This window comes from Candidatus Nanosynbacter sp. TM7-075, from assembly GCF_022828255.1.
Classification (GTDB): Bacteria; Patescibacteriota; Saccharimonadia; order Saccharimonadales; family Saccharimonadaceae; genus Nanosynbacter.
This window is the reverse complement of record NZ_JAJQJW010000002.1, coordinates 401,473-424,600: the sequence shown is the minus strand read 5'-3', so window position 1 is coordinate 424,600 and position 23,128 is coordinate 401,473. Positions and strand designations below refer to the sequence as shown.

General features: G+C 43.4%; 25 protein-coding genes and 2 tRNA genes. 13 read left to right on the top strand and 14 right to left on the bottom strand.

Translation table 11 applies throughout. The annotated features are described in order from the left end of the window. Positions 1 to 25: 25 nt before the first annotated feature. Positions 26 to 1,048 (bottom strand): UDP-N-acetylmuramate dehydrogenase, encoded by a 1,023-nt coding sequence (gene murB, locus LRM42_RS03775; protein ID WP_243816801.1) that lies wholly within the window; start codon positions 1,046 to 1,048, stop codon positions 26 to 28. 54 nt (positions 1,049 to 1,102) lie between these two features. Between murB and LRM42_RS03770 the strand changes: the two genes are divergently transcribed. Continuing rightward, a tRNA-Arg gene (locus tag LRM42_RS03770) sits at positions 1,103 to 1,179 on the top strand. Positions 1,180 to 1,248: 69 nt separating this feature from the next. Here the strand turns inward: LRM42_RS03770 and LRM42_RS03765 are convergent. Continuing rightward, positions 1,249 to 3,699 carry an AAA family ATPase gene (locus LRM42_RS03765; RefSeq protein WP_243816800.1) on the bottom strand — a complete coding sequence of 817 codons (2,451 nt, stop codon included), beginning with the start codon at positions 3,697 to 3,699 and terminating at the stop codon, positions 1,249 to 1,251. Then, the gene (locus tag LRM42_RS03760) at positions 3,690 to 4,070 is read right to left on the bottom strand and encodes a hypothetical protein (RefSeq protein ID WP_146424041.1); all 381 of its coding nucleotides are present in this window, start codon (positions 4,068 to 4,070) and stop codon (positions 3,690 to 3,692) included. Before LRM42_RS03760 ends, LRM42_RS03765 begins: the two co-directional genes overlap by 10 nt. A 44-nt stretch (positions 4,071 to 4,114) precedes the next feature. Between LRM42_RS03760 and LRM42_RS03755 the strand changes: the two genes are divergently transcribed. Genes LRM42_RS03755 through LRM42_RS03745 form a run of 3 tightly spaced genes read left to right on the top strand, consistent with a single transcriptional unit; the run spans position 4,115 to position 7,614 of the window. Continuing rightward, positions 4,115 to 5,377: a Mur ligase family protein gene (locus LRM42_RS03755; protein WP_243816799.1), complete on the top strand. Its 1,263-nt coding sequence runs from the start codon at positions 4,115 to 4,117 to the stop codon at positions 5,375 to 5,377. Next, positions 5,377 to 6,099 (top strand): type 1 glutamine amidotransferase, encoded by a 723-nt coding sequence (locus tag LRM42_RS03750; RefSeq protein WP_243816798.1) that lies wholly within the window; start codon positions 5,377 to 5,379, stop codon positions 6,097 to 6,099. The genes LRM42_RS03755 and LRM42_RS03750 overlap by 1 nt, the downstream gene beginning before the upstream one ends. A 3-nt stretch (positions 6,100 to 6,102) precedes the next feature. Next, positions 6,103 to 7,614 carry a glycosyltransferase family 39 protein gene (locus LRM42_RS03745; protein ID WP_243816797.1) on the top strand — a complete coding sequence of 504 codons (1,512 nt, stop codon included), beginning with the start codon at positions 6,103 to 6,105 and terminating at the stop codon, positions 7,612 to 7,614. 43 nt (positions 7,615 to 7,657) lie between these two features. Here the strand turns inward: LRM42_RS03745 and LRM42_RS03740 are convergent. The 6 genes from LRM42_RS03740 to tsaE form a co-directional block, all read right to left on the bottom strand. Then, positions 7,658 to 7,734 (bottom strand) — tRNA-Pro (locus LRM42_RS03740). 101 nt (positions 7,735 to 7,835) lie between these two features. Next, positions 7,836 to 8,471 carry a 2,3-bisphosphoglycerate-dependent phosphoglycerate mutase gene (locus tag LRM42_RS03735; protein WP_129637416.1) on the bottom strand — a complete coding sequence of 212 codons (636 nt, stop codon included), beginning with the start codon at positions 8,469 to 8,471 and terminating at the stop codon, positions 7,836 to 7,838. Next, a complete protein-coding gene (locus tag LRM42_RS03730) occupies positions 8,471 to 8,998 on the bottom strand; it encodes an NUDIX domain-containing protein (protein WP_243816796.1) in 528 nt (175 codons plus the stop codon). The genes LRM42_RS03735 and LRM42_RS03730 overlap by 1 nt, the downstream gene beginning before the upstream one ends. Further along, on the bottom strand, positions 8,998 to 10,488 hold the full coding sequence (gene rny, locus LRM42_RS03725) for a ribonuclease Y (protein ID WP_243816795.1): 1,491 nt from the start codon (positions 10,486 to 10,488) through the stop codon (positions 8,998 to 9,000). Before rny ends, LRM42_RS03730 begins: the two co-directional genes overlap by 1 nt. Before the next feature lie 153 nt (positions 10,489 to 10,641). Beyond that, on the bottom strand, positions 10,642 to 11,016 hold the full coding sequence (locus LRM42_RS03940) for a tRNA threonylcarbamoyladenosine biosynthesis protein TsaB (RefSeq protein ID WP_243816794.1): 375 nt from the start codon (positions 11,014 to 11,016) through the stop codon (positions 10,642 to 10,644). Next, the gene (gene tsaE, locus LRM42_RS03715) at positions 11,013 to 11,471 is read right to left on the bottom strand and encodes a tRNA (adenosine(37)-N6)-threonylcarbamoyltransferase complex ATPase subunit type 1 TsaE (protein ID WP_129635287.1); all 459 of its coding nucleotides are present in this window, start codon (positions 11,469 to 11,471) and stop codon (positions 11,013 to 11,015) included. The genes LRM42_RS03940 and tsaE overlap by 4 nt, the downstream gene beginning before the upstream one ends. 60 nt (positions 11,472 to 11,531) lie before the next feature. Here tsaE and LRM42_RS03710 point away from each other — a divergent pair, with 60 nt between their 5' ends. From LRM42_RS03710 to LRM42_RS03680, 7 genes are all read left to right on the top strand, one after another. Then, positions 11,532 to 13,310 (top strand): GspE/PulE family protein, encoded by a 1,779-nt coding sequence (locus tag LRM42_RS03710; protein ID WP_243816793.1) that lies wholly within the window; start codon positions 11,532 to 11,534, stop codon positions 13,308 to 13,310. Between the two features lie 4 nt (positions 13,311 to 13,314). After that, positions 13,315 to 14,541, top strand: a complete 1,227-nt coding sequence (locus LRM42_RS03705) for a type II secretion system F family protein (protein ID WP_243816792.1) — start codon at positions 13,315 to 13,317, stop codon at positions 14,539 to 14,541. Between the two features lie 57 nt (positions 14,542 to 14,598). Then, complete coding sequence (pilM, locus tag LRM42_RS03700; protein WP_243816791.1) at positions 14,599 to 15,651, top strand: type IV pilus assembly protein PilM; 1,053 nt, start codon at positions 14,599 to 14,601, stop codon at positions 15,649 to 15,651. Beyond that, entirely contained in the window at positions 15,644 to 16,219 is a 576-nt protein-coding gene (locus tag LRM42_RS03695; protein WP_129631554.1) for a PilN domain-containing protein, read from the top strand. Before pilM ends, LRM42_RS03695 begins: the two co-directional genes overlap by 8 nt. Next, the gene (locus LRM42_RS03690) at positions 16,216 to 16,809 is read left to right on the top strand and encodes a hypothetical protein (RefSeq protein ID WP_243816790.1); all 594 of its coding nucleotides are present in this window, start codon (positions 16,216 to 16,218) and stop codon (positions 16,807 to 16,809) included. Before LRM42_RS03695 ends, LRM42_RS03690 begins: the two co-directional genes overlap by 4 nt. Before the next feature lie 68 nt (positions 16,810 to 16,877). Next, a complete protein-coding gene (locus LRM42_RS03685; RefSeq protein ID WP_129635067.1) occupies positions 16,878 to 17,090 on the top strand; it encodes a hypothetical protein in 213 nt (70 codons plus the stop codon). A 24-nt stretch (positions 17,091 to 17,114) separates the two neighbouring features. Continuing rightward, the gene (locus tag LRM42_RS03680; protein ID WP_243816789.1) at positions 17,115 to 17,702 is read left to right on the top strand and encodes a PRC-barrel domain-containing protein; all 588 of its coding nucleotides are present in this window, start codon (positions 17,115 to 17,117) and stop codon (positions 17,700 to 17,702) included. Here the strand turns inward: LRM42_RS03680 and LRM42_RS03675 are convergent. From LRM42_RS03675 to recA, 3 genes are read right to left on the bottom strand one after another with little or no spacing between them, the layout of a single operon-like run. Next, entirely contained in the window at positions 17,699 to 18,352 is a 654-nt protein-coding gene (locus LRM42_RS03675) for a regulatory protein RecX (RefSeq protein ID WP_243816788.1), read from the bottom strand. The genes LRM42_RS03680 and LRM42_RS03675 overlap by 4 nt on opposite strands. 43 nt (positions 18,353 to 18,395) lie before the next feature. Continuing rightward, on the bottom strand, positions 18,396 to 18,920 hold the full coding sequence (locus tag LRM42_RS03670) for a 2'-5' RNA ligase family protein (RefSeq protein WP_243816787.1): 525 nt from the start codon (positions 18,918 to 18,920) through the stop codon (positions 18,396 to 18,398). Continuing rightward, a complete protein-coding gene (recA, locus tag LRM42_RS03665; protein WP_129743875.1) occupies positions 18,920 to 19,975 on the bottom strand; it encodes a recombinase RecA in 1,056 nt (351 codons plus the stop codon). The genes LRM42_RS03670 and recA overlap by 1 nt, the downstream gene beginning before the upstream one ends. Before the next feature lie 67 nt (positions 19,976 to 20,042). Here recA and LRM42_RS03660 point away from each other — a divergent pair, with 67 nt between their 5' ends. Next, positions 20,043 to 20,435: a type II secretion system protein gene (locus LRM42_RS03660; protein ID WP_129637085.1), complete on the top strand. Its 393-nt coding sequence runs from the start codon at positions 20,043 to 20,045 to the stop codon at positions 20,433 to 20,435. A 4-nt stretch (positions 20,436 to 20,439) separates the two neighbouring features. Here LRM42_RS03660 and LRM42_RS03655 read toward each other — a convergent pair whose 3' ends face one another. After that, on the bottom strand, positions 20,440 to 21,276 hold the full coding sequence (locus LRM42_RS03655; RefSeq protein WP_129745294.1) for a PH domain-containing protein: 837 nt from the start codon (positions 21,274 to 21,276) through the stop codon (positions 20,440 to 20,442). Positions 21,277 to 21,388: 112 nt separating this feature from the next. Beyond that, the gene (gene ruvB, locus LRM42_RS03650; protein ID WP_129631586.1) at positions 21,389 to 22,387 is read right to left on the bottom strand and encodes a Holliday junction branch migration DNA helicase RuvB; all 999 of its coding nucleotides are present in this window, start codon (positions 22,385 to 22,387) and stop codon (positions 21,389 to 21,391) included. Between the two features lie 184 nt (positions 22,388 to 22,571). On the opposite strand from ruvB, the gene LRM42_RS03645 reads away from it, so the two are divergent. Beyond that, on the top strand, positions 22,572 to 23,120 hold the full coding sequence (locus LRM42_RS03645; RefSeq protein ID WP_243816786.1) for a DUF4352 domain-containing protein: 549 nt from the start codon (positions 22,572 to 22,574) through the stop codon (positions 23,118 to 23,120). The last annotated feature ends 8 nt before the right edge of the window (positions 23,121 to 23,128 follow it).

Here is a 23,128-nt window from a genome sequence, read left to right as displayed (position 1 = left end):
TCTACAAAAAAGCATATGCTTATTATCAGGAAAGTTCTAACGGCTCTTGCTCAATTTTTATACCGAACTTGTCAAAGACAATTTGCACAATTTCCTCGCGAATTGCCGCCAAGTCATCATATCCCGTTGCCGAATCGTTCACAAGCACCAACGCGTTCTTTTCGTAAACTCGCATGCCGTGACTGCGATAACCCCTTAAGCCAGCCTTATCTATCAACCAACCCGTCGGGATTTTATATCTTCCGTCAGACATTGCATAATTTGGAATGTCGCTATATTCTTTTTGCAATTCCTCCAATTTCCATTTTTCAACCAGCGCATTTTTGAAGAAAGAACCTGCACTTGGCAATTCCGCTGGGTCTGGCAATTTTTCCGAACGAATATTAAGAACTGCCACGCGAATCACTGACAAATTGATCTCACGAATATCATTCTCGTCAATATATCTCTGTAAAGAAGCGTAATACGGCGGTTTCGGCTCTGATTTATTTAGTCGCAAAGTAATATTCAGAATGCAATATCGTCCTTTTTCTTTGTCGCGAAAAATGCTGTTTCGATAAGAAAAGTCACATTCGTCAGCAGAAATAGTTACAATTGTGTCGGTTTTTGAATCATAAGCTTCCAGACTAATCAACGTGTCGGCAATTTCTTGACCGTACGCCCCAACGTTCTGGACTGGCGCAGCTCCAGCAGTTCCAGGAATTCCCGACATAGCTTCAATCCCCTGAAGTCCAAGCCCAATAGCCTTCTCAACAACCTCATCCCAGACTTCGCCCGCACCAATTTTTACATCAGTTGTTTCGTCAGTTTCAGAGATAACCTCAAAACCTTTAATCTTATTCAACAGTACGATTCCTTCAAAAACCTCGTCATGCGTAATCACATTACTGCCACCACCTAACACAAAAATCGGCAAATTTTCCTTTCGGGCATTACGATATAGCGACACGACATCACCAGCAGAATCCGCCGTCGCCATATAGCGAGTCTCACCTCCCAATTTCATAGTTGTGTATTGTTTCAGTGATATATTAGTCATGACGTCCATGCATATAGTATATCATTTTACTCGGCCGTCATCTATGATATAATAACTTCATACGCACCCGTAGCTCAGCGGATTAGAGTACTTGGCTTCGAACCAAGGGGTCGCAAGTTCGAATCTTGCCGGGTGTACCAAAATAGCTCGTCATTATGACGGGTTTTTATTTATGATGACATCATAAAAACACTAGTCGAGCGGCTGAGCTAGCTATTCAGTGGCGGGTTCTGAATTCCTGACGGCATTTGTGCAGATTGTGAACCTAAAATTTGGCGAATTTGATCAGCGGTGATAATTGTGGTCGAGCCAGGTGCGACAGTTCCCGCCAGCATTTGCTTGGCGACAGTATTCTCGACAGCTCGCTGAACGACGCGGCGCATCGGACGAGCTCCCAATCTTGGATCATAGCCAGCCTCGACCAACAATTTCTTACCTTCTTCCTCGACCGCAACTTGAATTTTTTGCGGCGCCAAAGTCTTATTAACTCCCGCCAAAATCAAATCAACAACCTGCAACAATTCCTCTTTTCCTAGCGGACGGAACAGAACAATTTCATCAAAACGGTTTAAGAATTCTGGGCGGAATAAATTGGCATTAATCAACTCGTTGATAAACGTCTGCTCGAACTGCTCCAATTGATAGCCCCGCTCAATATATTCACGAATTCTATCCGCGCCAGCATTCGACGTCGCAATCACAATCGTATCGCGAAAACTAATTTCTCGGTTATTTTCGTCACGCAATATTCCCTCATCCAAAAGCTGCAGAAGTGTCGTCAAAACCTGAGGATGAGCCTTTTCAATTTCATCCAAAAGCACAACAGAAAACGGGCGCTTCTGAACCTGAGCCGTCAAACTCCCTGGATCTCGCGCGCCATCCGCAATCAACCTAGCCACGTCATCCGGCCTGACAAATTCGTTCAAATCCAAGCGAATCATATTGCCTTCACCGCCAAAATAAACATCTGCCAAGGCTTTAGAAAGCTCCGTTTTACCAACACCAGTCGGACCAAGAAACAGGAACGCACCAATCGGTCGATTCTGATTTCTAACACCTGTGCGCGCGCGGCGAATAGCGTCAGAAACAACCGTCACGGCTCGCGTTTGATTGATCATTCGCTGATGAATTAATGACTCCAAGTTTAACAATTTTTCCTTTTCGTCGTTCAAAGATGCTACTGAAATTTTTATGCCAAGAGTCTTCTCAATCGCATCATCCACAGATTGCGCGGTCACTAGCCCGCCACTCGCATAACTTGCTGCTGCTTCCAAAATTTTCAACGCCTTACCTGGCATTACCAAATCTTGAACATAACGATCGCCAACACGATACGCCTCCGCCAACGCCTGATACATATATGTCACTTTGTGTTGCGCCTCAAATAAAACCAATTGATCGCGCATAATTTTCATAGTTTCGGGTTCATTTGACGGCTGAATTGCAATTGTATTCAAAGCGTGAGCAAGCTGTGGCTTAGTCTGGGAGATTTGCAAAAATCGCTGATCGTCCATCGTTAAAATTGTCCTAAGTCTGCCCGCCTCCAGAATTGGCAATAACACATTACTCAGGTCAACCGAACCGACGCCTTCTTCGAAGAATAATTGCGCATTGTCCAGACATAAAATCACGTTTTTCGACAAAAAAGCCTCATTCAAAATCATCGTGACTAGGTTTTCCAACTCCCCGCGACCCGACGCTACGCTAATCAACGACGACGCATCAAGCATAAAAACTTGCTGATACATCAGCGAACCAGGAACGCCTCGATGTCCGTCAATCAACATTTCCGCAAACGCCGACACGACAGTACTTTTTCCCGCACCGTCAGCACCAACCAGCGTAATATTCTGCCGCCCGCCAGAACTAAACGTTTTAAGCATCTGCCCCAGCGCCTCCTCGTGCGCAGCTAACTTAGTTGTAAACGCGCCGCCAGACACACTAACGCTAATATTCTGAGCAAATCGACTCAGCAGTGGCGTATAACCAAAAGACCAATCCCTAGCAATTCCGCCCGTATTTAACGGCTTCTCTTTATATTGATCAATCAGCGCCTTGATTCGCTCGTACCATCGAATAGTCTCCTCGATATCATGAAAATCGATCTTCATATTCGCCAGCAAAGAATCGTGTTGTGGCAATTGCTTTACTATCGCCGCCGCCAAAACCGCGCTAGTAATCTTCGGACTTTCCGTGCTCTGCCAAATTTCAATCGCCGCTTTCCAAATCTGCTCCGTTCGATCCGGATCGTCGACGGAAATATTGCGCAAGAAATTCGGCGTCAAGCCCAGTCGCACTGCCAAAAATTGCCCGGCTCGCGTACCTGTAATCGCCTCAGCAATATCAATCGGCGTCGGTCTGCGCGGCAATTTACCCAAAACGTCCGCCGCCATCACATCGTCAATTGTCTTAGGATTTTTACTAATTTCCGCTGTCTTAAGGTCTTTTTCCCACCAAATCGACACCATAATCATTGGACCACTCAGACCAAATAATAGCCAGCCAATCGCCCCGTGTTCAATCAACGACCACAAACCAAGTAACACCATCATAATGCCGACGGCTATCGCCACGATATGCCAAGCATTGCCAAACCTTACAGAGAATCGCGCTTTCTGAGCTCGCAAACTGTCGTAATTAAATCTCGGCTCTATTTCCATACAGAAACTCCCATTTGCCATAAAATAATTCCGATAAACGGCATCAGCGGCAGCGCCAGCCACATAATAATTCCTACAATCATCCACAAAAATCGTAGCAATATCATCAATATCCCAATAATTATCACCATCGAGCGCACCACCGCACCAATTACTCGCGAGAACATTTTGTCAAAAAACGCAGATAGCTGCACGGATAAGTCGCCACCAACCGGAGCGGCTGAAATCTGGCGAAACGGATTGAATAAGGTTTTCAAAAGTAGCCCGACTGAGAAAAAATCTGCGGTTCGTAAAACCCCCAGAAAACTTTGTCGGATATATTGCAACAAGCCATTGCCATACCACCACTGAAAGATACCCACCAAAAACATATTGATATTGTAGCACATCGGCCCGGCAGAGTATAATAGACAATATGGCAAGACAGATGATTAGTACTATTATTGGCAAAAGCGTCAAGAAAGTCGCTAAATTACGCGGCGGCGGTTCGGCCTTGCCGGGTTTGGTGATTGAAAAAATTGACCCAAAATTTATTCAGAGAACGCTGGCAGATTTGCCGCAAGGCGTGGTGATTATCAGCGGAACGAATGGGAAAACGACGACGACAAAAATCGTCGTAGAGTTGCTGGAATCAGTCGGACTGAAAGTCTTCACGAATCGCACTGGTAGCAATTTTTCCCGAGGTGTGGCAGCGGCGCTGCTCGATGAGGTCAATATCCGCGGCAAGCTGGACGCCGACATTGCAGTTCTGGAACTGGACGAGGCTTGGGCGGTTAAGTTCGTGCAAATTGTTCGTCCACGCTTTTCCCTACTTCTGAATGTTATGCGCGATCAATTGGACAGATTTGGAGAAATCGACAATACAGCCGCACTACTTCAAAAAATAGCTGAAGCCACCAACGACACTGTCGTTCTCAACCGCGACGATCCACGGATTTTTAAGATTAGCGAACATATTCAGGCTAAAAAAGTTTTCTTCGGCACAACCAGAGAATTACTTCAATTGATGCCAACAGACGACACTCTAAAATACGGCACCGCAGTCGCAAATCAAAGCGTGGCGGCTGATGTTTTATTGAAAAAAATTAACGCTCAACAGGCAACTTTTCAAATTGACAATAAAGAAATTGACGTAGATCTGCAACTCACTGGAGTTTATAATCTTCTCAATGCGGCGGCGGCGGTTGCCCTGGCTCGACAAGTCGCGGGACCGGAAATTACCGATACAATTTTATCTGCACTGGAAAACGTAAAGCCGGCGTTTGGTCGTGGCGAAACGATTTACTTAAACGGCACGCCAATTGAGCTTATTTTGGTGAAAAATCCGAGCGGCTTTCGGTTGGCACTTCTGTCGTTCGCCAAAAATAATAGTGCTACGATGATCGCCGTTAATGACAATTACGCCGACGGACGAGATGTAAGTTGGTTCTGGGACGTCGATTTTTCGCTATTAAAAAACGTAGCAATGATCAGCGGTGCGCGTGCTTACGATATGGCTTTGCGACTTCAATATGACGACATTCCAATTGGGAAAATTGACACCAATATTTCGAAAGCCCTGGAAGATTTCATTAATACTAATCCCGATGAGCCAAAACAGATTTTTTGTAGCTACACAGCCATGACAGCAATTCGTCGCTTGCTGAGCGAAAAAACCGACGTGGAGGAAATATCATAATGAAAATAACAATTGCGCAACTTTATCCGCGAGATATGAATCTTTATGGCGACTGGGGAAACACGCTAGTCCTGAAAAAACGACTGGAGCGACGCGGCTTCGATGTTGAGATTATCGATCACAATCCAGGTGATTCAACGGATTTTTCTAAAATTGATATTTTTGTTGGCGGCGGCGGACAAGATTCTGGGCAGACAATTATCCAAAACGACCTTCTGGCACGAGCTGATGAACTGCGACAATTAGCAAAAGACGGTGTACCGATGTTGATGATTTGCGGAATGTACCAATTATTTGGTCGGTTTTTCCGAACACTCAAGGGTGAGGAAATTGTTGGCGCTAACATTCTGCCGATTGAAACAATTGCTGGCGACGAGCGGATGATTGGTAATATTGTCATCAAAAGTCAGGAATTTGGAGATATCGTTGGCTATGAAAATCACAGCGGACAAACTTTCTTAGATAAGACTACCAAACCTCTTGGGCAAGTTATTAAAGGCGCCGGCAATAATATGACTGACGCAAACGAAGGTGTTCGCTATAACAATATCATTGCCACTTACCTGCACGGCCCGATTTTGCCCAAAAACCCGCAAATTGCAGATTTTCTTATTGGCGAAGCACTAGAGCGACGCGGCGTAAGCGCAGATTCGGGGCTGGAAAAAATTGACGATACTTTAGCGAATAAAGCGAGAGAGATAGCGTTAAAATTATCCAGATAATCCATGAAAAAAATCCGTATATATCTTAAAAAGCTATATGCATTTCTTCATAAAATGCCCGGTTGGATTTGGCTAATTCCAATCTTAATTTTAGCCATCAACGTTCGACTTACCTATTTAACAAAAGCCGACATTTGGCATGACGAAGGATATACGGCGACTATCATTCAGCAGCCGATCAGAGAAATTATCGCCATCACAACCACGGATGTTCACCCGCCACTTTATTACGTTATCATGCATGTTTGGCAATCGATTTTCGGCAATTCCGTAGCTTCGCTCAGAGGGTTTAGTATTACGTGCGGAGTTCTGACGATTGCCCTATTATTTCTATTACTCCAAAAACTTTTCTCTAAAAGAATTGCTGTATTTGGAAGTTTTTTAGCAGCGCTAGGACCGTTCTTAATTCGCTATAGCGACGAAGCCCGAATGTATGCGCTGGCGGCATTTTTGGCTGTAGCAATGACATACGCATTTGTCGTGGCAGTCGAGCGCAAAAATAAGAAGTTCTGGTGGGCGCTATACGGAATTTTAGTAGCGCTCGGTCTTTATACTCAGTATTTTCTAGCGCTCATATTACCCGCGCATTTCGCATATATATGGCTAAAACTTGACGGAAATCGCACTGCCATAAAAAATATATTTAAGGATAAAAACGTTTGGCTTGCCGCAGGAACATGCTTTTTACTATTCCTTCCCTGGTTACCAGTTATGATCTCCCAAACCAGCCGAGTACGCGGCGGCTTCTGGATCCCTGAAGTCACCAAATTCACCATCCCGACAACATTATCAATGTTCTTAACTTATGACGACAGAATTGTCCGCTATTTTGGGTTGCTGCTGCCGCCAATTATAGTCGCAGCTTCATTCATCCTAGCCAAAAAACACCCAAAATACCAAGCAGCAATTTGGATTTTAACAATTTGGCTACTGCTGCCGATGATCATCGTTTACATACTTAGCCAGGGTCGACCAGTTTACTTAGACCGCTACTTCACTTATTCAGCGCCAGCGTTTTACGGCTTGATTGCAATATTCATTGGGCTTATTTTTTCTAATAAAAAATGGTGGTCTATTGGAATATCTATCGTTCTGACATTATTTATCGGTCATTACATGTGGCATATCGGCGGTAAAAATATTGCGAAATCATCCTGGAACAACACCAACACAGCCATGAATCATATAAATGGGAATATCCAGAGTAGTGATGTCATTATTTCTGGCGAGATCTACACTTATTTTCACACTTCCTATTACAACCGCACAAATAAAGAAATTATACTTCTGAAGCCGAAAGAAGAGCTGGGCTGGGTTGGCGAATGGGGATTAATTAAAAAATTGAATACTCCAGAAATTAGCTCTTTAGAGTCAGTAAAATCTCCAAGAATCTGGCTTATTCTCCGCGAAAAAACATATGACGAATATAAAAAACAAGTTCCACCCTATTGGCAATTAAAGCAAGAATTCCATGATGGCGACTTGATTATTGGACTATACGAAAATAAAAAATAACTGGTCGAATGCCAGTTATTTTAATACGCTGAATGATTTCAATTGGTCGGGGTGAAAGGACTCGAACCTTCGACCTCACGGTCCCAAACCGCGCGCGCTAGCCAACTGCGCCACACCCCGAAGATATCTCTATCATTCGCTCTGATCTATCTTAACATATATCGCTGAATAAGTACAGGAAAATCCCATAAAACTTAAAAGAGATCACTAAAATGCAGCAGCTAAGCATTCACAGCTTCAATCTCAACCGATAGCACTTCTTTTTTGATTGGCAAAGATTGACCGGGCTCGAACGTATAAACCAGCAATTGACCAAATGGCATTTCTACGTTCGCCATCTCGGCTTCTGGAACTTGGTCGAGATGTTTAATTAAAGCTCGAATAGAATTGCCGTGAGCCACCAATAAAATATTCTCACCATTCTGCAATTTCGGCAAAATCTCTTGCTCAAAATATGGAACAACCCGCGCATAAACATCTTTCAAAGTTTCGCCACCCGGCACTGGATAATCCCAACCGCGTCGAATACCATTAAAAGCCTCTTCGCCAATCTCCGCTTTAACTTCCCATTTATTTTTTCCAGTCAAATCGCCATAATCACGCTCATTTAACTCAGTTGCATGCGTTGTTGGTAGATTTTCGACTCCGCACCCCTCAAGTAGCGCAGCCAAAGTTTGTTGTGTGCGTTTTAATGATGAAGTGTAAGCTTCATTAAATGACAAGTCTTTCAACAAAGCGCCCAATCGCACTGTGTCATTATGACCTTTTTCCGTCAAATTAACATCCGTCCAGCCAGTCCACTTACCGAGCAGATTCCACTCGCTCTCACCGTGCCGACTGATAACTAATATTCCCATTATTTCCCTCCAATCATCGGCGCAAAAAATTCTACAACTTCTTTCTTCACGCCGTCATTATCAATAATTTTCGTATTTACGTAACCGAATTTATCAATTGCCCAAAATCTGATTGCCCAGAGCAGCGACATATCTTCAAAATCAACCTTATTTTTGGCAATAAATTTACTAGCCACAATTTCCGATTCCTGCAATTTTATCTCAGAAAAAGCATCGTTTTCTAACTTTGTAAAAAACACAAATTGATGCGTCAAAAACTCATCAGAATGACGCGAAGCAACCATGGCAAGTTTCAGATTCTTAGGATCGACTTGAATGTCGACTTCTTCTTTCACCTCGCGCACCGCCGCCTCCAGCGGAGATTCTCCAGTGTCAACAATGCCACCAGGCAGCGACCAATGGTCTTTATAACCAGCCTTGACGATCAATAACTCGCCCTGCTCATTTTCAATCAACACCGCCGCACTAGAAAAACGCCTGTCCAAACTTGCCAACCAAGCCCGTCGCTCTTCATCTGTAAATTTCATTATTTAGCAAACTCAATTGCTCGCGTTTCGCGAATCACGTTAACCTTAATCGTGCCAGGATATTGCATTGTCGACTCAATTTTCGTCGCAATATCTCGTGCCAATTTAATCGCCGACAAATCATCAATCGTCTGAGGTCTCACAATTACACGAACTTCACGACCAGCAGAAATTGCGTAAGCCTTATCAATTCCCTCAAAGCTCGTAGCGACATTTTCCAAATCGCGCATTCGCTCTGCAAAATTCTCAGCAGAAACGTTACGCGCACCTGGACGTGCAGCCGAAGCCGCGTCGCAAACTCGAACAATAATTGCCTCTGGAGTTGTCGCTTCGATATCATCGTGGTGCGCTTCGATTGCGTGAACAATTCTCTCATCCATGCCATATTTACGAGCCAATTCCGCCCCAATATGATGATGTTTACCCTCAATTTTATGCGACACCGCCTTACCAACATCATGAAGAAGTGTAGCAATTTTTGTAATGCGCACGTCCGCACCGATTTCCTCAGCAATCATCCCCGCAATTTGTGCCATCTCAGTCGAATGCTTCAAGACGTTCTGCCCGAAGCTGGTACGAAACTTCAATTCACCAAGTAGCAATAGCATCTCCTTCGGAATCCCAACCACGCCAGTTTCGCGCATAGCGTCTTCACCAGCTTGTCGAACCTCTTTTTCAATCTGTTTTTTAGCCTTAGCGACCACCTCTTCAATGCGTGCAGGATGGATACGACCGTCCTTCATCAACATCTCAAGACTCAGGCGAGCCACTTGTCGGCGAACAGGATCAAAACTCGACAAAATAATCATGCCGGGTGTATCGTCAACTAAAATATCGACGCCAGTTTCGCGCTGCAGTGCCTGAATATTACGACCCTCCTTACCGATAATTCGACCCTTCATCTCGTCATCAGTCAACTTGACTGCAGTCACCGTGCGCTCAGCAGTCACCTCACTACTCATTCGTTCCATCGCGGTCACTAGGATCATTTGCGCTCGCTCTTCAGCGTCATCCATTGCGTCATGCTGTAATTTTGACACCAAACCGACCAAGTCTTGCTTAATGTCGCGCTCGGTCATCTGCATTAACTTATCAGCAGCATCTTTTTTCTTCAATCCAGCGATTTTTTCAAGCTTTTCCTGCTGACGTGTGCGAATGTCGCGAATTTCATTTTTAAGATTATCAACTTCATCCTCATGCGCGCGCAATTTTTCTGCTCGTCGATCAAGCTCCTCCAGCTTATTATCCAGAGTCTTCTCGCGATCCGCCAAACGATTTTCGGTCTTTTGCCATTCCTTGCGACGTTCATTTTCAATCTTAAGCGCCTCGTCCTTAGCCTTTAGGACAATGTCGCTCGCCTTAGTTTTCGCATCCGCCAGATCTCGCTCAATCTGATTTTTACCGTTAATTTGGCGAGTTCTCTGATAGCCCACAAGACCAGCAGCGCCCGCGCCAGCTCCAATAGCCGCGGCAATAATTACTTCTATCATTATCATTCCTTTCCGATCAGCCGCCCCTGAGTGTTCGTCTCAAGGAAAAATATCAACAGCCAATCAACTTCAAACTATCTAACTCGGCGAATCAAAAATCACAAACCGCCGTAATTTAATTATACACGGTTTTGACGGTTTGGGCGATAAAAATTATTTTCGCGGCGCAGTGATATTCGCAGCAGCACCGTACTCTGGCATAACAATTTTTTCATTCTCACCAGAACGCAATTTACCCAAAGCCAAATCACGCCAATTGTCACCCATCGCACTAACAATAGGGATATTCAAGCTGTCCGCCAAGGTATTCACAACCGTCAAACCAATTCTCAGCCCCGTAAAACTTCCTGGTCCTTTCATCACGCCAATGCCGCTTATCAGATGCAAATCACCAGTCTTTTCCTCCAAAAATTTCAACAAATTCCGCGCCAACGTTCGCCCAGCTTCCCATTCAAAATCCTGACGATTTTCTCCATTGACTATTGTCAAAAAACATGTTGATGTTGAAGTGTCTAATAAAATTATCACGCCATATTCTCCTTTATTTTTCCCAAAAGTTCATCAGATTTTTTGCCGCCAGGATAAAATTCCACAAGCCGCCCTTCTTCGCTAATCGCAGTAATTTTTATCACCAACCGATCACTCGGCAATGCATCATCAACAGCGCCAGCCCATTCAACTACAACCACCGAATTAGAAGCCGCCACTTCGCGAATCTCCTCGCTCATAATTCCAGCATTTCCCAATCTATAAAAATCGTAATGCGCCAAACTCAGACCGCGAGGTGAATCGTACACGCGCGAAATCGTGAAAGTTGGACTCTGAACTGGCTCGTCAATCTCTAAAGCTTGCGCAATTCCCTTCGTCAATGTGGTTTTTCCCGCGCCAATATCGCCAACCAATTCCAGAACTTCCCCGCCAGAAACAGCCCGACCAATTGCCGCGCCCAATTCTCGCATTTTCTCTTCACTAGAAATATTCACTCTTATATTATACTATGCTAGCTTTTTTTTGGCGATGATAGTACAATAACCATAAGAGTTATGCGTGTTTCAGACCAGACAATTGAGAGCATTCTGAAACAAGGTGGGGTTGTTGATGAGCCGCAGCTTGCTGATTTGAAATTGATCGCTGAACGGTCGAAGCAAACATTGCAAGAAACCGCTATTGAGCAAAAAGTCATTTCTGAGGAAGATTTGACAAAGTTGATCGGCGATTACATTGGCGTGCCTTTCGTGCGAATTGAGCCAAAGGATATTCCCGAAGATGTGTTGAAACGAATTCCTGAACATATCGCGCGCCAGTATAATGTTGTGCTTTTTGAGAAAAATGAGGACGACAGCCTATCGCTTGCGATGGAAGATCCAGACGACGTGCAGGCGTTGAACTTTATTCAGAAAGAAATTGGCTACAACACTAAGGTTTTCCTAGCGACAAAAAGCAACATTTTGGACTGTTTGGAAAATTATCGCGGCAATATCAATGCCGAACTTGACGAAGTTATCGCAGTACAAAAAGACGCTTCTGCCGAGGATCAAAACGTTAGTCAAGATGATTTTGCGGAAAATTCACCAATTGCCCAAACTGTTAATTTGTTACTGGAATATGCCATAAAATCCAACGCTTCTGACATTCACATTGAGCCGCGCGAAGATTACGTTCAGGTTCGCTATCGAATTGACGGTGTTTTGAAGGAAGTTAACAAATTGCCACGAAACGTTCACGGCGCTTTGGTGAGCCGCATTAAAATTCTCTCCAATCTGAAAATTGACGAACGCCGCGTGCCGCAGGACGGACGATTTAAGATAAAAGTTTCAGGAAAACAATACGCGCTTCGTGTTTCGACATTGCCAATCGCTGACGGCGAAAAAGTAGTCATGCGTATTTTGGACGAATCCAACCAGGCCGTTAAACTAGATAAGCTTGGCTATTGGGGTCTGTCGCTCGCAACCGTAAAAGATGCAATGGCTCAGCCGAACGGAATGATCCTGGTGACTGGGCCGACTGGATCGGGAAAATCGACCAGTTTGTTTAGCGTCTTGTCTGAGCTCAATACTCCAGATGTCAATATTTCCACAATTGAAGACCCGGTAGAATATAAAATCCCAGGAGTCAATCAAACCCAGACCAACGCCAAGGCCGGAATGACCTTCGCATCAGGGCTAAGGGCGCTACTTCGCCAAGACCCAAATATCATCATGGTCGGAGAAATTCGTGACGGCGAAACCGCAAACCTTGGTGTTCAAGCAGCGCTGACCGGACACTTGGTATTCTCGACACTACACACCAACAACGCTGCAACATGTTTACCCCGTCTGCTGGATATGGGAATTGAGCCATTCTTGATTGCCTCAACCGTGAAGGCGGTGATCGGACAGCGACTGGTTAGGCGCCTGTGTATGAATTGCCGCCAAGAATATACCCCAAACGAAGAAGAAATAAAGTATATCACCGAGATGTTTAAGATAAACACCGAGTCGATTAAAAAAATTCACAATCTCGAAGAACAAGCTTTTGAGGATAAAATTGGCGGAGAAACACCTATGGGATCAACCGATTCAGGAATTGAACGATTATGGAGGCCGAACCCAGAAGGCTGCGATGAATGTGGACATAATGGATTCAAGGGGCGTGTTGGTATTTATGAGGTTCTGGGAATATCCATCCCTATCCAAAAAATGATTACCGCCAACGCCACCAGTAACGACATTCAGGACCAGGCAATCTCCGAAGGAATGGTGACAATGCAGATGGACGGACTTATTAAATCACTGCGCGGAATCACTACTGTAGACGAAGTTTTGAGGGCAACAAGGGAGTAATATTATGCCAATTTTTGAATATTTGCTTGTCAATAAAAAGAAAGAGACCGTCTCTTCAACTATTGAAGCAGCCGACAAACTATCTGCCATTAATAATTTAAGGTCACGCGGACAATTGATAAAAATTGAAGAAAAAGGCGCAAAAAAAGAGCTTAGTTTTTCTTTCGGTAAGAAAAAGAAAGGTGCCAAGACTGAAGAATTGGTGATGTTTACTCGCCAATTAAGCGCCATGGTTTCAGCTGGCGTTCCTATTCTTCGTTCCCTTAACTCTATGGCAAAACACGCCGAAAGCGCCAATTTCCGAGACACGGTCAACGCCGTAATTAAAGACATTGAAGGCGGTATGTCTTTTGCGGACGCCCTGAGCAAACATCCAGAGACCTTCAATGATATTTATGTAAACATGGTTGCTGCGGGTGAAACTGGAGGTATTTTGGATGACATCTTAAAGCGCCTGGCCCTACAACAGGAAAAAAACTCATCCATGAAGAAAAAAATTAAAGGCGCCATGACATACCCGATCGTACTTTTAATCATTACGATTATCGCCTTCTTCATCCTGATGATCTTCATTATTCCAGTCATCGGCAAAACTATTAAAGACATGGGCGGACCTGACGCTAAACTACCAATGCTTACTGAGATTATGCTCGGAATTAGCGATTTTGTAGTATCATTTTGGTATATAATCATTCCAATATTTGTCGGAAGCATTTGGCTATTGATTCGCTACATTAAAACCCCAAAAGGTCGCGTAAAATTTCACAATATCATCATCAAAGTTCCAGCTGTCGGACCAATTGTTAAGAAGGTGGCAATCGCCCGCTTTACTCGAACCTTCTCCGCTCTTATCGGTGCGGGCGTGGCTGTGCTCGAAGCATTAGACGTAACTTCGCGAGCTGTCGGAAATGTCGCCTACGAAAAATCCCTCAAAGAAGCCACCAAGCGAGTCCAAAACGGTGAAGTCTTGTCAAAAATTATTGCAGAGCAGGACGATTTATATCCGCCAATCGTAGCACAGATGTTGTCTGTCGGTGAAGAAACCGGACAAACGGACAAAGTTCTGGTTAAAGTCGCTGACTTTTACGAGGAGGAAGTTGACACCGCGATTGACGGCGTTAGCTCTATTATCGAGCCAGTGATGATCGTTGCTATGGGTATTGTTATTGCCCTGGTGGCGGTTAGTGTTATGGGTCCAATTACAAGTATGGCGGGTCAAGTTAAGGAATAATAGTTTTTCAAAAAAGCTTATGCTATAATACTGACATATAGGTGGGGAAATAATAACGTGTCGAGCATATTTTATAGAAAAAAACCAATCATCGGCCTAGACATTAGCCGAACAAGCATAAAAGTAATGTCGATTGACAGAAATCGAATGTTGGTTCATGGGTATGGATCGATTAACCTCGATTCTCAAAAAAGCGACGGAAATTCTGCAGACAACACTGAATATTTGGCGCAGAATATCAAAACGTTATTGAAGAAAAACGTCGTAGGACAAATTAATAGCAACCGCGTGGCGTTGGGCATACCAACTAACCGAACATTTTCGCGAACATTCAGCCTACCCGTGAAAGAAGAAAGCAATATTCGCAGTGCGGTAAATTTGGAAGCCGAACAATACATTCCAGCCCCATTAGATTCTCTTTATTTGGACTATCGAATCATCAATCGCACGAAAGATGAACTTAGTGTGCTAATGTGTGCCGCACCGAAGAAAATGATCGATAGTATGTTAGACGCCACAAAACAATGCGGCCTAGAAGTTGCAATAATTGAGCCAAACATCAGCGCAATCGCTAGACTTCTGAAGCGCACAGAAGAAGGAATGCTTCCTACTGTTATTGTCGACATAGGTACATCAACTACAGATATCGCGATTCTAGACTCTGATATACGTGTGACGGGAGGCTTAAATGTTGGCGGCTATTCACTCACCTTAAATTTAGCTAAAAAAATGAATGTACCAATTGAAACAGCTCATCAATTTAAGGTATTAAACGGATTAAATCCCGGCCCAAGGCAAGCCAGAATCGCAGGAGCCTTGCGCCCAAGTTTGGAAAAAATGACCAACGAAGTTAAGCGCGTTATGCGATATTACACAGACCGCTTCCCTGATGAGAAAAAAATTGAACAAGTTCTCATCGTTGGCGGTGGCGGCAACTTACCAGGAATCGGTGATTTTTTCACGAACGAGCTATTAATGCCAGCACGCGTGGCAAGTCCGTGGCAAATGCTGAATTTCGATGGACTAGAGCAGCCAGCAAAACAGCTCCGCTCTCAGCTATCGCCAGTCGCGGGATTAGCCTTAATCAAGCAGGAGGATATTTATGATTAACCTTCTCCCTCCTCAAGAAAAAAAGCAAATCAGCGCTGGACGAGTAAATGTCATCTTAAGACGATACTGCATCATATCATTGATATTTGCAGGTTTGCTATTCTTAACTATTGGCGGATTTTATCTGTTCTTAGAAAATAGCCGTACCTCAGCTCAAGCTAACATCGACGAAGGAAATGCCAAACTTGCTCAATATCAATCGACACAAAAAGAAGTTAGCGAGTTTAAGAAAGACCTCGACTCAGCTAAGGTAATCATCAACAGCGAAGCTCATTACTCTACAATTATTCCAAAAATTGCACAGTACATCCCATCAGGTATGGTTTTGGATTCTCTAACACTAGACACTTCAGCGCTAGATAAACCGTTGTCATTAACAGCTCTCGGAAAGAATAAGGACGACGCTATTCGAATAAAAACTAGCTTAGAAAAATCAGAGATATTTAGTGACGTTCACCTTGAGACCGTTGTTTATAGCGGCGGCAACCAATCATCGGACAAACCTGCAGATTATCCAATCACTATAACAATTAGCGTTACACCAAAGCCAGAGGTCTTAAAACAATGAAAAAAGTTCTAAATGCCAGTATCGCGCGAATTGTTCTGTCGTTATTATTGCTCATAATATTGTCAGCAATGGTAGGACTAGTTATTTTCGCCTACTCATTCCTAAGTAAAACATCAGAAGAAGTCGGAAAAATGCAGACCGAAGCAACTGCAGTTGACGCAAAAATACAAAGTTTGCTAGCGTCAAAATCTCAGCTCGACCGCAATTCCGACACAGTTAAAAAAGCAAAGAATATCGTCTCAGAATCGAAGCTTTATCAATATCAGAATCAGATTATTCAGGATTTAAATACCTACGCTGACCGCGCTGGCATTCCGATTAAATCTTTCTCTTTCCAAAACGAACCAACAACTTCTGCTAAGACAGCGACACCTAGCAAGCAAACATCCGCCAGCCCTGCCGGAGTGAAAAGTACTTTCGTATCAATTCAATTGGGAGATCATATAGATTACACGAAATTCCTGCATTTCCTTAGTCTTATTGAAAAAAATGTCACTCGAATGCAGCTTTCAGGTGTGTCAATTTCCAGAGGCGCAAATAATCATGAGATATCAATCCAATCACTTGAGGTAAAGGTTTATACACGATGAGCCCATCAATATCAGAACAACTCGAACCAATCGTAAAATCACTGTCCAAATTCCTGTGGCGATTTCATGTGATAATATATAGCGTTGTCGTAATCGGAGGCGTAGCAATCGCGATATTTCTTTTGAGCGGACTTTTAGCAGTTCCTACTGAAGAACCACAAACCGCATCAATAAGCTTCGATAAAAAAACCATGCAAATTATTAAAGACTTCCGACCATCAACTTCAGCAAACGACTCGTTTAGTCTGCCAGCTGGTCGCTCCAATCCGTTTGCCGAATAGAACACAACCGTTTATAATATAGTTATGCTTATATCCGCAGATCGCTTCCTTGATATTCCCGTCATGAGTCTTCAGACGGGTTCCGAGCTAGCGCGAACATCGCGGGAAATTATCAATCCTAAGAATTTGTCTATAATCGCATATGAACTTGAAGGACGACTTCTGGACCAACACCCTAGCCTGCTTCGCATTGACGACGTCAGAGAAATTGGACCACTCGGTATGATTATCGATTCAACCGATGAGATCATCGGAATTGATGATGTGATTACTATAAAAGAAATTTATGACATCAATTTTGCATTAAAAGACAAGTTGGTTATTGATGAAAAAAATAAGAAAATCGGAAAAGTTATCGGATACACACTGGCGGCTGGGAATTTTATTATACAACAACTCCGAATTCGGCGACCGTTCTTGAAAAGTTTTGGCGACACAGAATTGCTTATTCATCGTTCTCAGATTATAAAAGTAACCGACGATAAAATTGTTGTAAAATCAGCAACTATCTCGCACATAGCCGAAAAAACACCTATTTCGCAGATAAATTCATACGAAAATCCATTCCGCAAGCAGCCTCGTCCACAACCAGAATCTACAAAAGCTGATTAATCATTTGGGTTTTCAAGAGCCTTCTTAATGTCATCATAAGAAAAACCCTGCCTAGCCAAATATTGCATTAACTTCTGCTGATCACTATATCGATAACGTTTTTTAGCAATGACCTTCCGTAATTCCTCGTCATCAGAGCGAATATTCTCTTTAACCAATGATTCAATCGCTGTATTATCAATTCCCTTTTGCGCCAGTTCCAATTTCAAGCGACGAATACTAGCGCCTTTTTTCATAAACCGCTGCTCAAACCAAAATCGAGCAAATTTTTCATCGTCCAAATATTTCTTCTCAATAAGACGATCCAAGACGCGCTCGGCAATCTCCGGCTTTATTCCAGGACGTTCAATAATTTTTCCAGTTTTCGCTGAACGTCGACGAGTGGCTAGTGTTTTCCGACGCAGATAATCGCGCACTTCTTTGATGGCTCGCGGACGCATTAAACAGTATTCTATAGATCTAGCATACAACTTGCCAAACTGGCTATCGTCTTCTAATTTCGAAATTTCCTCTTCCGTATATTCGCGACCAATCTTAATGCCTAGTTCGCCGACCTGAAATACGTCCAAGCTAAAACGATATTTCCCGTCAACACTTACATTGACACGATTTTTATCACGAGTCTGAAGAGAAATATCAGTGATTTTCATAAATCTATTATAGCGCCAAAACTATGCGCTAGCTACTAGTGGACTATTCGACCACCTCAACCACTTTGCCATGCATGCCGTTATAGCAAGCAGCAGCACGCGGCTTAGTAATAACCGGCAGTTGGCGCGGAATGGCGCTCATATCGACATCGCCAAGTGTACCAGCCTCGACACACCCAATCGTAATGTGTGGACGGAATCCATCAATATCCAGCCCCGGATGAATATCGTCCAGCATTTCAAGCAACTTCCGACGCACTTCAACCATCCAGGAGGTTTTCTGTACACGCAATTCAACCCAAACACAGTTACCAGCTTCATCTGGCAAGAAGTTAACACCGTCAAGCACCAGTTTATCTAGGGACGGCAACGCAGCGGCAGCTAACTTGAGACGCGGTATATCCTGCTCAGTTACATTGATCAGCGTTGCGTGCGGAATAAACTCACCGAAATCAAGATTCATTTTTTCCGACAGCTCTCGAAGGTAAGCGGTCTGCTCATCATCAAAAATAAGATTAACTGACGCCATATGGTGTTCGGCTGAATATCTGGACTCTACTGCTCGCATTACTTTTCCTCCTCCTTCACTTTATCACGCACTTTCTGATCAATTTCCGCCAAAACCTCAGGATTTTCCTTCAAATAATTCTTCGTTTTGTCGCGCCCTTGACCAATCGTTTCGCCGTTATATTTATAAAACGCGCCAGATTTTTCAACTATACCGTGCGTTGCCGCTAAGTCCAAGATATCGCCAGTTTTACTAATTCCCTCGTTGTACATAATATCAAATTCAGCCACACGGAACGGCGGTGCAATCTTATTTTTCACGACCTTAATTTTCGTGCGGTTACCAATAATATCATCGCCAACTTTGATTTGACCAATTCGACGAATATCAATTCGCTGCGACGCATAAAACTTCAACGCATTACCGCCAGTTGTCGTTTCAGGATTGCCAAACATCACGCCAATTTTCATACGAATCTGATTGATAAAGATCACCGTAGCTTTCGACTTATTGATAATTCCCGTCAATTTACGTAGAGCCTGACTCATCAATCGAGCCTGAAGACCCATATGAGAATCACCCATATCGCCATCAATTTCAGCCTGTGGCGTCAAGGCAGCCACCGAGTCGACTATCACCAAATCCACCGCGTTCGAACGAACCAGCGTCTCCGTAATTTCCAATGCTTGCTCGCCGTTATCTGGCTGAGACACCAACAAATTTTCCGTATCCACACCCAGACGCTTGGCGTATGCTGGATCAAGGGCATGCTCAGCATCAATAAACGCCGCCGTTCCGCCCTGCTTCTGAATTTCTGCAATAGCGTGAAGCGTTAATGTTGTCTTACCTGAACTTTCTGGACCATAGATTTCTATAATACGACCCTTTGGATATCCGCCACCAAGCGCCAAATCCAAGCTCAAAGCTCCAGAAGGAATTACCTCAACATCAACTTTATGAGCCTCGCCTAATTTCATAATTGATCCGTCGCCAAATTGCTTGGTGATTTGATCCATTGCCAGACCAAGCGCCTTAAGCTTACCTTCATCAACTTTTTTATCCGATGCCTGACTTGACTTTTCTGGATTTACTGTTTTACTGTCTGATTTTGCCATAGCATTCCCTCCTTAGTTACTTCCTTTATTATACCGATTTGTTGCAAGATTTGCTATAATTACATTCATGAATAAGCGAAACGGTTTCACTATTATTGAACTTTTGGTTGTAGCGACTTTCTTGATTATTATCGCAATCTTAGGTTTCTCACAATATACAAAATTGACCAACGAATCAAACAACGCCAAAAAACGCACCGCGATTAACGCCATGCATTATAGCCTGGAAGAAGGTTTTTACGTTAAAAATGGCTATTACCCAGAGAAGTTAGAAGAAGGTACGCTTCCGACTATGGATCCCGCATTGTTAAAAGATCCGCAAGGTAAGAAAATTGGCGAAAAAGACAGCAGTTATCGCTATGAATCTTCAAATTGTAATGATGGAAAATGTAAGTCGTATAAACTTGTTGCGACGCTTGTCGATGAAGATGACTACGTAAAAGAAAGTCGCCACAAATAATTAGCTAATCATCACAAACAGGACGGCCATTCTTAAAGTCTTCAATGGCATTATTGATTATCGCAATTTGCTTGCGTGGATTTGCCACAAAATGGAATATATATGTCGTTTCTTCGCCCTCGGTGCTGAGACGAATCGTGCCATAATTGAAAAGAGTCTGAATAATTCCAGATTGGAGGAAGCTTGCATCCTCAATACTGCCTAAGCTCACCGTTTGCTCGTGCCGATAAAATAAACTACCCTGAATTTCCTGAATCACACTTTCGTTTGTCATGTAAAAGTGATTCTGCAAATATATCCACAAAGACACCGCACCACCAAGCGCCACTATCCCAATAAGCAACATCGCCACGCCAAACACATCGGTCAGCGAAGGCATCGGCGAGATAATTGCGTCACGAGCAATTGACGGATAAAACATCACAAACACCATGATCATCACCACCAAAAAAACCGAAATTCCTGTTGGAATAAGCATACCAATCGGATGGCGTTTAATATCCAAAATAATATATTCGCCTTCACTCAAATTGAGATTCGGGTATTGCTGGACTGATTTTTCATGCTTTTGCTTCAGGTCATCGCTAATAGTAAACGGCTTCGGGTCAATATCTCGCGCAACATGTACGACTTGCGGCTCATTGGCATATTGACTACGCAATCGCGGATCAAAATTCTCCCCATCAATAATTTCCGGTCTTGCCGTCACATAAGAATTCGTCTGCGCCACAACCGGAGCTGGACGACCAGTCTGTGACGGATGATGGTATAGTGGTCGACCATCAGCATCGTACGCAACAGGCTGCGTTAAATCTTCTGACGAGGATGTTTGTGGATTCATGCCTATATTATAACACGACAGAACTTAAGATAGTCTTGTTTTTTGCCCATGGCGGCTCCTAGTTAAGTTTGTCTGGTTTTATTAAAACACAAAAAGTCGAAGAATACGATAACTATTTTCCCAAATGTCGCTTTGCCTTAATTGTTACTCGACGACCACGCGGCGTGCGCTCAATAAAACCAATTTGTAGCAAATATGGTTCATAAAAATCCTCAATTGTTGTCGCCTCGTCACCAGTCAACGCCGCAATTGTTGTTAATCCAACAGGATTATCGCCATAATTTTCCAGAATCGACTGTAATAAATTACGATCAGCCGGATCCAAGCCCAACTCATCTACTTCCAACATTTCCAAAGCATTAGTCGTAGTTTTTACATCAATTATTCCATCACCATTAACGTCTGCGTAATCACGAACTCGCTTAAGAAGTCTATTGGCAATACGTGGCGTCAAGCGCGCTCGCGTCGACAATAGATCCGCCGCTTCACTTCGAATTGACGACTCCAAAATCTTCGCACTACGCGTCACAATTTTCGCAATATCCTCTGGCGTGTAAAATTCCAAGCGATAAATATGCCCAAACCTATCGCGCAAAGGTGCCGCCAAACTTCCGGTTCGTGTCGTCGCACCAATCACCGTAAATCGCGGCAAATCCAATCGAATTGATCGCGCTGCCGGACCTTTTCCAATCACAATATCCAGCTTAAAATCTTCCATTGCGGAATATAAAATCTCTTCTACAGACCGACCCAACCGATGAATCTCATCGATAAACAGAATATCGCCGTCCGATAAATTAGTCAGAATCGACGCCAAATCGCCCGCTTTTTCAATTGCTGGACCACTAGTAATCCGCAGATTCGTGCCCATTTCATTAGCAATCACTGTCGCCATAGTTGTTTTACCAAGCCCCGGCGGACCATATAATAATACGTGATCCAACGGCTCGCCGCGCTTTTTAGCCGCATCAATCGCCAAGCGCAAATTACGTTTTAATCTTTCCTGACCAACATACTCAGCAAAACTCTGCGGACGCAGACTCACCTCAATTCGCTGCTCTTCAGAATCATCATCATGCGAACTTGTATCAACTATTCTTTCAATTGCCATAAACTAATTATAACATTTATAGTACAATAGAATTGTCTACATCTAGAACTCAACGTTTCAAACGTATTGTTTACGCATATAATGGGCAGCCGTTATTCGAGCGTAAACTCTACGTTCTAGGTGTAGACAGCCAAATTTAACGGCTGTCCTTTTTGTTGGGCGGCACATCTCATAGGAGGGGATGATGAACACAAGCGAGAAAAAACCAATTTTTAAGAAGGTGTGGTTTTGGGTAATTATTGTTATTATTGTGATTGGAGTATCCAGCGCATCGCAACAGAACAAAGCCACTGTCGTCAATACAAACAATAATAACGCTACTTCGGAAAATAAACCAACCGAAAAAACTACTTTCAAAGTTGGTGAAACTATCGCTTTCGACGGCAAGGAGGTGACTGTTAAATCAATTGATCGCGACTGGAAATCAGATAACCAGTTTATTAAGGCTAATGACGGAAAAGAATTCGTTAAAGTGAATGTGTCAATTGTCAACAAATCAGATAGCGAGCTATCATTTAATACGTTCGACTGGAAAATAGAAGATGCGAATGGTGCCATTGAAGGGCCAAGCGGCACAGCCTTCACTGCAAGCGACAACCTAGGGTCTGGCGACCTAGCAGTCAACGGCAAAAAAGAAGGTTCTGTTATTTTTGAGGTTGCAAAAGATTCAAAAATTAAAATTCACTACCAGCCTTCATTTTGGTCAAATAAAAAGATAGTCATTGAGCCTTAGAAAATTTA

What these genes read in the sequence shown, in the direction of transcription:
- LRM42_RS03655 (WP_129745294.1), bottom strand. Translation starts at nt 21,276, where the DNA reads ATGAATCCACAAACATCCTCGTCAGAAGATTTAACGCAGCCTGTTGCG.
- murB (WP_243816801.1), bottom strand. Translation starts at nt 1,048, where the DNA reads ATGGACGTCATGACTAATATATCACTGAAACAATACACAACTATGAAA.
- LRM42_RS03660 (WP_129637085.1), top strand. Translation starts at nt 20,043, where the DNA reads ATGAATAAGCGAAACGGTTTCACTATTATTGAACTTTTGGTTGTAGCG.
- LRM42_RS03760 (WP_146424041.1), bottom strand. Translation starts at nt 4,070, where the DNA reads ATGTTTTTGGTGGGTATCTTTCAGTGGTGGTATGGCAATGGCTTGTTG.
- LRM42_RS03730 (WP_243816796.1), bottom strand. Translation starts at nt 8,998, where the DNA reads ATGAAATTTACAGATGAAGAGCGACGGGCTTGGTTGGCAAGTTTGGAC.
- LRM42_RS03705 (WP_243816792.1), top strand. Translation starts at nt 13,315, where the DNA reads ATGCCAATTTTTGAATATTTGCTTGTCAATAAAAAGAAAGAGACCGTC.
- ruvB (WP_129631586.1), bottom strand. Translation starts at nt 22,387, where the DNA reads ATGGCAATTGAAAGAATAGTTGATACAAGTTCGCATGATGATGATTCT.
- LRM42_RS03735 (WP_129637416.1), bottom strand. Translation starts at nt 8,471, where the DNA reads ATGGGAATATTAGTTATCAGTCGGCACGGTGAGAGCGAGTGGAATCTG.
- LRM42_RS03710 (WP_243816793.1), top strand. Translation starts at nt 11,532, where the DNA reads ATGCGTGTTTCAGACCAGACAATTGAGAGCATTCTGAAACAAGGTGGG.
- LRM42_RS03645 (WP_243816786.1), top strand. Translation starts at nt 22,572, where the DNA reads ATGAACACAAGCGAGAAAAAACCAATTTTTAAGAAGGTGTGGTTTTGG.
- LRM42_RS03675 (WP_243816788.1), bottom strand. Translation starts at nt 18,352, where the DNA reads ATGAAAATCACTGATATTTCTCTTCAGACTCGTGATAAAAATCGTGTC.
- LRM42_RS03695 (WP_129631554.1), top strand. Translation starts at nt 15,644, where the DNA reads ATGATTAACCTTCTCCCTCCTCAAGAAAAAAAGCAAATCAGCGCTGGA.
- LRM42_RS03670 (WP_243816787.1), bottom strand. Translation starts at nt 18,920, where the DNA reads ATGCGAGCAGTAGAGTCCAGATATTCAGCCGAACACCATATGGCGTCA.
- LRM42_RS03765 (WP_243816800.1), bottom strand. Translation starts at nt 3,699, where the DNA reads ATGGAAATAGAGCCGAGATTTAATTACGACAGTTTGCGAGCTCAGAAA.
- LRM42_RS03750 (WP_243816798.1), top strand. Translation starts at nt 5,377, where the DNA reads ATGAAAATAACAATTGCGCAACTTTATCCGCGAGATATGAATCTTTAT.
- recA (WP_129743875.1), bottom strand. Translation starts at nt 19,975, where the DNA reads ATGGCAAAATCAGACAGTAAAACAGTAAATCCAGAAAAGTCAAGTCAG.
- LRM42_RS03690 (WP_243816790.1), top strand. Translation starts at nt 16,216, where the DNA reads ATGAAAAAAGTTCTAAATGCCAGTATCGCGCGAATTGTTCTGTCGTTA.
- LRM42_RS03755 (WP_243816799.1), top strand. Translation starts at nt 4,115, where the DNA reads ATGGCAAGACAGATGATTAGTACTATTATTGGCAAAAGCGTCAAGAAA.
- LRM42_RS03745 (WP_243816797.1), top strand. Translation starts at nt 6,103, where the DNA reads ATGAAAAAAATCCGTATATATCTTAAAAAGCTATATGCATTTCTTCAT.
- rny (WP_243816795.1), bottom strand. Translation starts at nt 10,488, where the DNA reads ATGATAGAAGTAATTATTGCCGCGGCTATTGGAGCTGGCGCGGGCGCT.
- LRM42_RS03680 (WP_243816789.1), top strand. Translation starts at nt 17,115, where the DNA reads ATGCTTATATCCGCAGATCGCTTCCTTGATATTCCCGTCATGAGTCTT.